The sequence below is a fragment of the Gelidibacter algens genome (assembly GCF_001678675.1).
Taxonomy (GTDB): domain Bacteria; phylum Bacteroidota; class Bacteroidia; order Flavobacteriales; family Flavobacteriaceae; genus Gelidibacter; species Gelidibacter algens.
Genome location: NZ_LZRN01000021.1, coordinates 1 through 12,329 on the forward strand (window position 1 = coordinate 1; position 12,329 = coordinate 12,329).

Consider the following 12,329-nt stretch of genomic DNA (forward strand, 5'->3'; position numbering starts at 1 on the left):
ATACTTCTCTGTCAATATTTGGAAGTAATGCCAATGAACAAACGATTAAAAGTGTAATTTTATTGAAATGAATAAAAAAGACCGTATTGCTCTTGATAAAAAAATAACAAGAAAAACTTAAATCCTTTTTATTTTAAAAAAAGGAATATCAACTTGATGAAAAACTATTTATTTATACAAATGATTGTTTTACTTGTATTTTGGGGTAGGACGCTTCAGATTTTGGAGATTGGTTAAGCTTTCGACCGAATTTTCAAATATTAAATTCTAAGATTAAAAATAACTTATCTATAGTTTTTCCTGACAAATCTAACGTCGTTTCTAACAAATCGCAAGATCTTCAAATGGCAAAATTATTTGGTGTTTGCGATTTTGATTGTTCAATATTTGTTGACTTAAGCGATAATGGAATTGAGTACTCAAACTATTCATACAAAATAGGTATTGATACCGATTTGCAACCAATCATAAAAGACCATATTCAATTTATGGAAAAAGTGACGTTTCCATATTTTGAAAAATTAAGCACAGTTAAAGGAATAAGTGATTATTTTAATAATAGATTACTTGCGTTGACTGACGAAGAATTGAAAGATAGAAAGGTTATGAAATCTTTCCAAAAAGAAGAAGTTTTATGCGCGATCATTGCTTCGTATTTAGAGAACGAAGAGCGATTAACTGAAGTAATAGATACCTATAAGAAATTATACTCAACTAGTGAGTTTTATTTTAATGATATTAATGTTTTGGATAATTGGATAAAGGATAATAATGAGGTTAATTAAATACATATTGTTATTTATTTTTTTTGTTAAAACCAGGTGTGATGCTAGCTATAGAAATAGTTGTTTTAGACAATCAAAATAGTTTTTTTGAAGTTGATTATAATCAAACTAATTGAGACGCATAAATTTGGTTAGGACAATTTTATTTACAAGAAGACGGTAAATGCAATGTTGTTGGCGATCGTTTAGAGTTTTACATAAAAACAAAGTCATGTTTTTATAATTGGTTCAGGAATGGCAGGAATGACCATCGCCAATAAATGTGCCTCCAAAGGGCTAACAGTTGGGATTACAGACGAATTACCTTACGGTGGTACTTGTGCATTGAGAGGTTGCGACCCGAAGAAAGTAATTATTGGCGCTACGGAAGTTCAAGAATTTGCTAAAAGGTTTAAAGGGAGCGGTATCGATACAATACCCAAAGTCAATTGGAAAGATATAATGGCCTTTAAACAAACCTTTGTGGATGAAATGCCACCCAAATTAGAAAAAGGTTATAAAAAAATGGAATAGATACGTACCATAGTTCGGCAAAATTTCTGTCAGAAAACACACTAAAAGTTGGGAATGACAAAATCAAAGCGAAAAAAATTGTTATTGCATCGGGTTCAAAGCCAAGGGTTTTAGAATTTGAAGGTGGTCATTTTGCCAAAACCAGTACCGATTTCTTGAATTTAGAAGAATTGCCCAAATCTTTATTATTCATCGGTGGTGGATATATTGCGTTTGAATTCGCACATATTGCAGCCAGATGTGGAGCAGAGGTAACTATAGTACATCGTGGAAATAATCCCTTGGAAAATTTTGAACAGGATATTGTAAAACACCTTGTTTCTGCCACAAAACAATTAGGTGTAAAACTTATTCTAAATACAGATGTAACGGCCATTGAAAAATTGGATAACAAGTATCGAGTTAAAGGTAAATCCGCGGAGAAAACAGAATATTTTGAAGCCAATGCTGTTTTTAATTCTGCCGGTCGACCACCTGCAATATTTGATTTGGATTTAGAAAAAGCAAATATTGCTTTTACAAAAAAAGGTATTTCAGTGAACGAACACCTACAAAATACATCAAACCCAATTATTTATGCAGCAGGAGATGCAGCAGATTCGGAAGGTTTGCCTTTAACGCCTGTTGCAGTTTTAGAAGGTCATACAGTTGCTTCAAATATTATCAAAGGCAATCATAAAAAAATAAGTTACCCGCCAATGCCCACGGTAGTTTTTACGTTACCTACTATGGCTTCTGTAGGCTATACTGAATCTAAAGCGAAAGAACTGAACTACAATATTCGGATAAATTATAAAGAGGTTGGTGATTGGTTTAATGCCAAACGATTGAACGTACCCGAATATGCATTCAAAACTATAATTGACGAAGAAACTCAAACAATTTTGGGAGCGCATTTAATCGGACCTCATACAGAAGAAACCATAAATCTCTTTGCGATGGCCATAAAAACAAAGATGAAGGTTAATGATATTAGAACAATGATTTTCTCATATCCAACATTGGCTTCGGACATACCACATATGCTTTAATAAAAAATAGAATGGAAACTATATTAAAATCAGAAATTACCTGTCCAAACTGTGGACATAGAAAAGTAGAAGATATGCCAACAAACGCTTGTCAATTCTTTTACGAGTGCGATAATTGTAAAATTGTTCTAAAACCAAACGAAGGCGATTGTTGTGTATATTGTAGCTATGGCGATGAATCATGTCCTTCAATACAAGAAAATAATAAAGGTTGCTGTAGTTAAATATAGGTATATGTTAGCCCTTTATAAATTTACCCTAATCTTTTTTACAGCATTTATGTTTTTCAATGACTTATACGCTCAAAAAGTAGTACATACGTTTTATAAAGAAAGCATCACCAAAAAGGAAATATCCAATTTAAAATCGTCCTATGGAAATAACAAAACCATTCTAAAGGATTTTGAAACCCAAACCTTAAAGGCACTCTCCTATTTCCCAGAACTTAAAGACATTAAAATAAAATTCAGGCTAAAAAATAGAACCACACCTTTAGCAACAAGACCCTCTTTTTTTAGCCTGCTCCGTTCTGCAAAAAATCGAACATATATCATTACTGTTAGTAAACAAAGCAATGCGGAATTAGATACCATTGCTTTAAAAAATTTGAAATTTAATGCACAAATTGGAGTAATTGGCCACGAATTGAGCCATATTTCCGATTATTTGAATCGAGGTTTCTTAAAAATGAACAGCATTGGTTTAGATATTATTTTCTCAAAAAAGAGAATCGATGCATTAGAATTTAATACCGCATTAATCACGGTTTGGGGTTTCAACTGCTCGATTGGAGTATTAATGTGCGAGAAAATCTTGAAAATCCAAATTGGCTTGGAGCCGTTAACTCAAATGCCAATGAAAAAAGAGAACGTTATATGAATCCAAATACGATAATTGAAATTTTGCGTACACACCCGCTATATAAAGAAAGTATATATCTTCCCGAATAATGTAGGCCTTCAAAAGCTCAAATCAATATTTAACAATTGAAGTATCTGTTCCTTGTTTTTTATATAAATAAGTCTTTTATCCACTTCGATAATCCCTTCTTCCTTAAACTGTTTGAGGCTCCTTCCCAAACTTTCTGGTGAAGTGCCAATAATATTAGCCAAATCTTCTCGTGTTAAATCAATACCACCTGCTTTATAATGTTTTTGGAATCGATTTTCTAAAATGAGCAAATTAATCGCCAATCGTGCATTTAGATTTTTTTGGGCCAGTACCGCAATGATATTGGCAAGAACTCCGAACTCATGACCAATATTTTTTATAAAAGTGCGTTGCAAAGTAGGAATGTCCTTTAATAATTGAAAAAAAACATCTTTAGCTATAAAATTCACTTCCAAGTCTTCCAATGCCTCACAAGAATCTTGATAACGCTCTTCTCCAAATAAAGCATGATACCCTAAAACATCGTTAGGTGTGTAGATATAAAAAATTTGTTCTGATCCAGAAAAACTGCGCTTAAATTTTTTTGCCTTCCCTTTTTTAATTTGAAATATACCCGTAGGCACACCATCCTCATAAAATAGAAGACTTCCTTTTTTTATGATTAACGGCTCCATGGCAGCATCAACCAATTTTTTTTCCTCAGTAGCCAATGCTTCAAAAAGTCGATCACTTTGAAAATCAAATTTCGGATAGAAGTTTTTCATAAGTCAAAGATATACTAAATAACCTATAAATATATAACATATGTTATATTTATAAATAACATTTATTGTATATTTGTATTCAATTTAAATTAATTCAAATTATGAACGAAAGCAAAATTAGTTTTGTTAAGGGAAAGTTACACGTCCCAAATCAACCCATAATCCCGTTTATTGAGGGGGATGGTATAGGTTCCGATATTTGGAAAGCCACTAAATCAGTAATTGAAGCTGCTGTTCACAAAGCTTATGGCGATCATAGAAAAATACAATGGAAAGAAGTGTATGCAGGTGAAAAGGCCTTTGAAAAACAGGCGAGTGGTTGCCCGAAGACACTATAAAAAGTATTGAGAAATACCTTGTGGCCATTAAAGGCCCATTAACAACTCCGATAGGTGGCGGTATGCGATCGCTAAATGTGGCTTTACGTCAACAACTTGATTTATTTGCTTGTGTAAGACCCGTAAAATGGTATGAAGGGGTACCTTCTCCTGTTAAAGCGCCGGAAAAAGTGGATATGGTTATTTTTAGGGAAAACACAGAAGATATTTATGCCGGAATAGAATGGCTAAATGGCACTCCCGAACTTGAAAAAGTAAAAAATTTCCTCATCAATGAGATGGGTGTCACTGCAATTCGCTTCCCTGATACGGTATCCATTGGAATCAAACCGGTTTCAAAAGAAGGTACGGAACGTTTGGTTAGGGCTGCCATTAGATATGCTATTGAAAACAAAAAAGACTCTGTCACCATTGTTCATAAAGGCAATATCATGAAATTTACTGAAGGAAAATTCAAAGAATGGGGTTATCAGCTTGCCAAAGACGAATTCGCCGCAAAAGATTATGAAGGAGGACCTTGGCAGATGATTACAAAAAATGGACATCAACTAATTATCAAAGATGTCATTGCCGATGCCTTTTTGCAGCAGATTATTTTGAGACCCGATCAATATGATGTTATTGCAACGTTAAACTTAAATGGTGATTATATATCAGATGCTTTGGCCGCCATTGTTGGCGGAATCGGCATTGCGCCTGGTGCAAACATAAATTATAACACGGGTGTTTCCATATTTGAGGCCACACACGGTACGGCACCCAAATATAAAGACCAAGATAAAGTGAACCCTTCGTCCGAAATACTTTCTGGTGTCATGATGTTGGAATATTTAGGTTGGCAAGAAGCGGCTGACCTTATCTTAAAAGGATTAAAAGGTGCCATTCGAAAAAAAACGGTAACGTATGATTTTGAGCGCTTAATGGAGGGAGCGACCCTTCTTAAATGTTCTGAATTTGGACAAGCGATCGTTAGTAATATGTAACGAAAATATAGTTTATATCATGGTGACAAAAAAAAGGAATTTCGATGTTTTATACGACGGTACCATAAGTAAATCGTTGGCTTTTTCATAAAAAGAGAGGGAACAATTAGGTTTGCGCGGTTTGTTGCCTTATTCCATTGTGGGCCAAGATATTCAAGTAAAACGTGTGATGGAGGGTTTGCGCCGAAAAGATTCAAATATTGAACGATATATTATGCTATCGGCACTTCAAGACCGCAATGAAAAGCTCTATTACAGAATAGCCAGCGACTATATAGAAGAAATTATGCCCATAATTTATACGCCGATAGTTGGCGAAGCATGTATAGAATTTTCACATATTTTTAGACGCGCTAAAGGGTTTTATATAACTCCCGATGATAAAGGTGATCTACTGAAAATTCTTGACAATTGGCCAGAAAAAGACATACGGGTTATTGTTATAACCGATGGACAGCGCATCTTGGGATTGGGAGATTTAGGAGCAAACGGCATGGGAATACCTATAGGCAAGTTAGCCTTGTATACCGCATGCGCCGGAATTCATCCCAATCAATGTTTACCCGTAATGCTGGATGTAGGCACAAATAATAAGGAAATACGGGAAGATATATTGTATTTAGGCTATCCAAAAGAACGGATTAAAGGAAAGGCATATTTCGAGTTGGTCCATGAATTCGTAATGGCCGTTCAAGAAAAATATCCAAATGCACTCATCCAATTTGAAGATTTTTTGACTCCCAATGCTTATGCTTTATTGAATATTTATAAGGATAAAGTCCTCTGCTTTAATGACGACATTCAGGGTACTGCAGCTGTTGCGTTGGCAGGTTTGTATGCCACCACTCGAATTACAAAAATTCCTTTTCCAGATTTGAAAATCATGTTTTTAGGAGCTGGGTCTGCGGCAACTGGTATAGCAGATCTTTTGGTTTTGGCATTGGTAAAAGAAGGATTGACCAAACAAGAAGCCTTGGATCGCTTATGGTTTGTTGATATAAACGGATTAGTTGTGTCTAGTAGAACTGATTTAATGCCACACAATCTGCCTTATGCCCACAATCATCTTCCATCAAATTTTATTGAATCGATTAAAACAATAAAACCCCATGTATTAATCGGTGCAACTGGTGCCTTTGGAGCTTTTTCAAAAGAAGTCATTGCCATTATGAGTGACCTTAATGAACGCCCCGTAATTTTTGCTTTGTCCAACCCAACTTCAAAGGCAGAGTGTACCGCAGAACAAGCCTATACGTGGAGTTATGGTAAGGCTGTTTTTGCCAGTGGCAGCCCATTTGATATGGTTCAATTTAATGGAAAAGAATATCATCCAGGGCAAGGTAACAATGCTTATATTTTTCCAGGAATAGGATTAGGGGCTATTGTTGCTCATGCAAGCATAATTCCAGACGAACTATTCTTAACTGCAGCTAAAACCCTTTCTGAAACGGTAAGTGATAAAAACATAGAAGAAGGAGCCATTTATCCACGGTTAACCGAAATCCGGACTATTTCATTGGAAGTTGCTCTGGCCGTTTCTGAAAAGGCGTTTGATTTAGGCATTGCGAGAATCAAAAAACCAAAAAATTTAAGACAAACTATTTTAGATTATATGTACGATCCGAATTATTAACTATTTATTAAAGACTATTTGTTATGATATTTTATGAAAAAGGGAACAAAGCTATATAGTATATTAAAATTAAAATGTCCACGCTGTCAAATTGGAAATTTATTCAGCAATCCAGGATTATTTGTGTTTTCAAGAATCTTGAAAATGCCTGATAAATGCCCTCATTGTAAGCAAGATTTTAAGCTAGAACCAGGATTTTATACCGCTGCTTTATGGATTAGTTATCCGATGGTACTTATCATTTTTATCCCATTAATCATTTTAGGATTTTCATTGGATACGATTAATGGCTTTTTCAAATTGCTTTACCCATTCATCATTCTCTTTAGTTTTATGCTACAGATTCCGTTAATGCGGATTTCGAGAGCTATTTTACTGAATATGACCATCGATTATACGACAGAATGGCGAACATAATAAACGTTTAAAATTCAATATTAAATCAGTTAGCCAATGCACAAAGAATTTGTACCAAAATTATTTTCTCTTTTAAAGCAAGGGATATCAAAGGAAACTTTGATAAAAGATATTCTTTCAGGATTGATTGTAGGGATTGTAGCTTTACCATTGGCCATTGCTTTTGCAATAGCATCTGGAGTCTCTCCTGAAAAAGGGATCATAACCGCCATTATTGCAGGACTCATTATTTCGGCCTTTGGTGGAAGCAGAGTTCAAATTGGAGGGCCCACTGGTGCTTTCATCGTCATTGTTTATGGTATTATACAGCTTTATGGAATTGATGGCTTAATCATCGCAACCTTTATGGCAGGGTTTCTAATGATTGGAATGGGGCTGTTACGTCTTGGAAACTTGCTGAAATTTATACCTTATTCCCTTATTGTTGGTTTTACCAGCGGAATCGCTTTAATTATCTTTTCATCACAGGTTAATGATTTCTTCGGGCTCCATATTACCAAAGTTCCTGCAAATTTTATAGATAAGTGGGTGGTCTATTTTGAATACTTCAATCACATCAATTGGTTTGCTTTAGTCATTGCATTAGTCTCCATACTTCTTACCATCTATTTTCAAAAATTGGTAAAAAAAATACCAGGATCTATCATTGCCATTATCCTATCAACCATTGTGGTCACTGTTTTTAATATTCCTGTAGATACCATTGAAAGTAATTTTGGTGCTATACCGAACCAGATTGGTTTACCTCATATCCCGAACGTAAGTTTTAATACCATCCAAGCACTCATACAGCCAGCATTTGCCATTGCTGTTTTAGGTTCAATTGAGTCCCTACTTTCGGCAGTCGTATCAGATTCAATGATAGGAGGAAAGCATCGTTCCAATATGGAGTTGATTGCGATGGGAGGCGCTAACATCGTATCTTCCATGTTTGGAGGGATACCTGCGACAGGTGCGATTGCACGCACTGCCACCAATGTAAAAAATGGGGGACGAACTCCAATTGCCGGTATTGTACATGCTTTCGTTTTATTAGCAATCATGCTATTATTTGCTCCCTATGCCAAACTTATACCCATGCCTTGTTTGGCTGGAATTTTGATTGTGGTTGCGTTTAACATGAGTGAGTGGAGGCAATTCAAATCCATTTTAAAAGGCAATAGAATGGATATTATCATTATGCTAACAACATTTTTTCTTACCGTTATCTTTGATTTGGTCATTGCCATAGAAATTGGGATCGTACTCGCTAGTTTTATGTTTATGAAACGAATGAGCCAATCTGTAAATATTCAAGATTTCTCATCAGATACTGAACATGGAGAACACCTTTTTGATGACGAACTATTGGATATACCCGAAGGCGTTATTTTATATGAAATTAATGGGCCTTTATTTTTTGGGGCGGCCAGACAATTTCAGGAAACCATTATCAATACACATGTAGAACCCAAGGTTATTATTATTAGAATGCGTTATGTGCCCTTGATCGATGCTACAGGCTATCAGAGTATCAAGGAAATAATAAGAACCTATAAGGCAAGAAAAATAAAAGTAATCTTTTCAGGGATTAGCAAAACTTTGAGGAACGATTTTGAAAAAAATGAACTGTTTTCATTTATAGAAAGTGATTTAGTTGTGGAGGATATTCAGACCGCCATTACGAGAGCCAAAGAAAATTTATAATATGACTCCCAAAAACGAAAGGAGCGGGAAGACTATGAAATCAATTTCATGGACTTCGTGTCTTACCTATCCATTTCATATTTTGAATACTACAGCTGCACAATGACCACCAAACCCAAAATTGTTGATGTATGAATAATCAACTGTTTTGGTTGTTTTTTTCCAAGTGTCACATTCAAATCAGTAGAAATTGCTTAATCAATTACTTTCGAATTAATTATTGGTGGAATCAAATCTTTGTGTATTGATAAACAAGTAGTTGCTTATTCAATTGCTACAATACCTCGCAAAATATGCCAGGTGACAAACTTTGAGCCACTAATACTAAATCTTTCTATAAGCTCTTAAAAAGCGTTTCATTGGTTTTAGTTTCCTGATAAACCTCGAGGACCGGTAGATGTGGTGTGTGTGCATTGGTGTGACAGAAAGTCTTAAAAGACAAAATTGTTTAGGCGCAGTTAATTTAAATGTTAACAAAAAAAGTGAACATTATACGAACCCGAGTAAGATAATTGAAATTTTGCGTACACACCCACTGTATAAAAGAAGCGCTAATTTATCTGAATAATGTCAGGGATACACATTTCTAGCGTCACTTTACAAAACTAGTAGTGTTTCAAGCCAAATGCAATTAAGCGTTCAAAATATCTTTCAAAAAATAAAAAAACCATTCCAGCAAGGATTAAGCTGGAAAGAGGTAATTAAAGCCATTATTATTAGTTTGTTATTCACAGTTTTTCCCGTTTTTGGAGTCACAACAATTTTAATCACGTTTATTGCAATTAAGTTCAAACTGAATTTACCAATTATGATTGTGATAAGCTATTTGGCTTCCTACCATTCATGCATTTAGGAGAAACCATTATGAATACCAAACACACTTTACTAACAGTGCAAGAAATTAAAAATGCTTTTGATGTATCCTTTTTCGATACCATAAGACGTTTGCTTTTCGAATTGATATGTGGAATAAGTGGTTGGTTATTGGTCATGCTCCCTATAAGTGTAATAACGATATTTTTTAGTAATACGCTTAATAACCCAGAAAAAGCAAACTAAAAATTTAACATTCTTTTTAGTGAAGAAGGTGTCAGGATTATAATTTTTGACGTCAATTAGTCAAACCATTGTTTATGAGAGACTTATTTTTTTTATTCTTGCTTTCTTTTACGATAGTATATAAAAGTATGGCACAAACATGTTGTTCAGGTGGGGTTCCTTTATCTAGTAATCTTGGGCTACCAAACGAAGGTAAAGGAATAATTATTATGGGTTTAAATTATGACTATAATAATTTAAATACTCTTAATGCCGAATCGTCCAAATTGGATGATAATTCCAGGCAACGAATTACTAATTCAATTTTACTCAATTTAGGGTATTCCATTACCGATAAACTCGCTGTAGAAGCTCTTTTATCTTGGGTGAATCAAACTAGAACTATTACACAGTTTGGTAATGAAGAATTTACCGGCACCTCTGGTATTGGTGATGCTGTATTTCTAGTGAAGTATTCATTGCCGAATGTTTTAGGTAAAAACACTGTATTTAATTTTGGATTGGGTACTAAAGCACCTTTTGGAAAATCAGATATCAAATCTGAACAAGGTATTCAACTTACTGCAGATTTACAGCCTGGCAGCGGGGCTTGGGATGGTTTAGGATGGCTGTCAATTTCGAAAGGTTTAAAAATTAGACCTTCAGCTACTATTTCTGGTAGCTTAACACATAGATTAACAGGAGTAAACAATTCTTATTTAAACAATGCTGCAACTTATGAATTTGGAGATGAAATACAAGCAAACATTGGTTACACAGACCAGGTTTTGCTTTTTAATACCCTTTTCAATCCAGGGCTGATTTTTAAATATAGAAAAGCATTTGAAGATAAAATAGATAGCCAAGGTATTCCAAATACGGGTGGAGAATGGGTCTTTATTCGTCCCGAAATAACAGTTAAATTATCTCAAAATATAAGTATCAATACCAGATATGAATTACCTATATATAGCGTTGTTGAAGGAACCCAACTGACCCCAACATCAAGATTTACTACTGGCATATCTTTCAAATTGGAAACAAAAAAGAAGTATTAATATTAAATAATTAATTATGAAAAAGGTCATATTATTAGCCTGCGTCGTTTTATTGTATTCGTGCAGCACTTCAAACACAAATGATGCAAATAGTCCTATTGAAGGACAAAACGGAAATGACAATAACCCAGAATGGAGTATTCCTATATCTGAAGTTTTAGATGGAGGTCCTGGAAAAGATGGTATCCCTGCATTGGTAAATCCAACCTTTACAAATGCTCAAGGAGCAAATTATTTAAATGACACAGATCTGGTCATTGGTTTTAAAAATGGTAATGATGTTAGAGCTTATCCTCATGCCATTTTAGATTGGCACGAAATTGTAAATGACACTATAAATGATGTTTCCGTTGCAGTGACATATTGCCCGCTTACAGGGACAGGAATTGGTTGGAATAGAATTATTAATGGGGTAGAAACCACATTTGGTGTTTCAGGTTTATTGTATAACACCAACCTCATTCCTTTCGATAGGGCTACAGATAGTAATTGGTCTCAAATTTTAAATGAAAGCGTTAATGGATCATTGATTGGAGAAAAAGCAGACTTGATAGGCCTTTTTGAAACCGACTGGCAAACATGGAGAAGCATGTACCCTAATACACAAGTATTAAGCAGTAATACAGGATTTTCCCGAACATATGGAATATCCCCTTACGGAGATTACAATACTAATAACAATAGATTTTTGTTTCCTGTTCCTAAAGATCCAAGACTTCCTTTAAAGGAAAGAGTACATGCTATTATTAATGGAACTGATGCTAAAGTTTACAGGTTTTCTGATTTTCAATCAAATAATATTATACGGGATTCCTTTAAAGGTGAAAATTATTTGGTAGTCGGTAATCCTAATTTTATGGTATCATTCAAATTGAGTGGGGATTTATCAATGCTGAATTTTGAATATATTCATAATGGTTCAGAAATATTATTAATTGACAATGAAGGAAACCAATGGAATATTTTTGGAGAAGCAGTTTCTGGCCCAAGACAGGGATTCTTTATAGGTAATTCATCATCCCTTATGGCATTTTGGTTTTCTATTCCGGCATTTTATCTAACAGAAGTTTATGAAAATTGATTAAAGAAATGATATTAATAAAAGAAAATGCATTCCAAAACATTGCCATTTTAGTATCTTGATGGTTCAAAAAAAATTATTGATAACCCTATTGATTAATCTAGCACTAAT

The 12,329-nt window shown here is 34.4% G+C and carries 8 protein-coding genes and 3 pseudogenes; 10 read left to right on the forward strand and 1 reads right to left on the reverse strand.

The window, feature by feature from the left end:
- The first annotated feature begins 344 nt into the window (after positions 1–344).
- The 4 genes and pseudogenes from A9996_RS10850 to A9996_RS10860 all read left to right on the forward strand — a co-directional run bounded on the left by A9996_RS10850 (position 345) and on the right by A9996_RS10860 (position 3,208).
- Positions 345–785 (forward strand): hypothetical protein, encoded by a 441-nt coding sequence (locus tag A9996_RS10850; RefSeq protein WP_066434584.1) that lies wholly within the window; start codon positions 345–347, stop codon positions 783–785.
- Positions 786–1,019: 234 nt separating this feature from the next.
- Positions 1,020–2,329: pseudogene (locus A9996_RS10855) on the forward strand (dihydrolipoyl dehydrogenase family protein).
- An 11-nt stretch (positions 2,330–2,340) separates the two neighbouring features.
- Positions 2,341–2,553, forward strand: a complete 213-nt coding sequence (locus A9996_RS20575) for a GDCCVxC domain-containing (seleno)protein (RefSeq protein WP_083993917.1) — start codon at positions 2,341–2,343, stop codon at positions 2,551–2,553.
- A gap of 10 nt (positions 2,554–2,563) precedes the next feature.
- Positions 2,564–3,208 (forward strand): hypothetical protein, encoded by a 645-nt coding sequence (locus tag A9996_RS10860; RefSeq protein WP_146608986.1) that lies wholly within the window; start codon positions 2,564–2,566, stop codon positions 3,206–3,208.
- A gap of 80 nt (positions 3,209–3,288) precedes the next feature.
- Here A9996_RS10860 and A9996_RS10865 read toward each other — a convergent pair whose 3' ends face one another.
- The gene (locus A9996_RS10865) at positions 3,289–3,984 is read right to left on the reverse strand and encodes a Crp/Fnr family transcriptional regulator (protein WP_066434588.1); all 696 of its coding nucleotides are present in this window, start codon (positions 3,982–3,984) and stop codon (positions 3,289–3,291) included.
- A gap of 101 nt (positions 3,985–4,085) precedes the next feature.
- On the opposite strand from A9996_RS10865, the pseudogene icd reads away from it, so the two are divergent.
- The 6 genes and pseudogenes from icd (at position 4,086) to A9996_RS10905 (ending at position 12,218) form a co-directional block, all read left to right on the forward strand.
- A pseudogene (gene icd, locus A9996_RS10870) lies at positions 4,086–5,305 on the forward strand (NADP-dependent isocitrate dehydrogenase).
- Positions 5,306–5,408: 103 nt separating this feature from the next.
- Positions 5,409–6,938 (forward strand): annotated as a pseudogene (gene maeA / locus A9996_RS10875) (oxaloacetate-decarboxylating malate dehydrogenase); the annotation flags it as partial.
- A 144-nt stretch (positions 6,939–7,082) separates the two neighbouring features.
- A complete protein-coding gene (locus A9996_RS10880) occupies positions 7,083–7,355 on the forward strand; it encodes a hypothetical protein (RefSeq protein ID WP_245905359.1) in 273 nt (90 codons plus the stop codon).
- A gap of 36 nt (positions 7,356–7,391) precedes the next feature.
- The gene (locus A9996_RS10885) at positions 7,392–9,041 is read left to right on the forward strand and encodes a SulP family inorganic anion transporter (RefSeq protein ID WP_066434592.1); all 1,650 of its coding nucleotides are present in this window, start codon (positions 7,392–7,394) and stop codon (positions 9,039–9,041) included.
- Between the two features lie 1,133 nt (positions 9,042–10,174).
- The gene (locus A9996_RS10900) at positions 10,175–11,137 is read left to right on the forward strand and encodes a transporter (protein ID WP_157487211.1); all 963 of its coding nucleotides are present in this window, start codon (positions 10,175–10,177) and stop codon (positions 11,135–11,137) included.
- 16 nt (positions 11,138–11,153) lie between these two features.
- Positions 11,154–12,218: a DUF3179 domain-containing protein gene (locus tag A9996_RS10905; protein ID WP_066434600.1), complete on the forward strand. Its 1,065-nt coding sequence runs from the start codon at positions 11,154–11,156 to the stop codon at positions 12,216–12,218.
- The last annotated feature ends 111 nt before the right edge of the window (positions 12,219–12,329 follow it).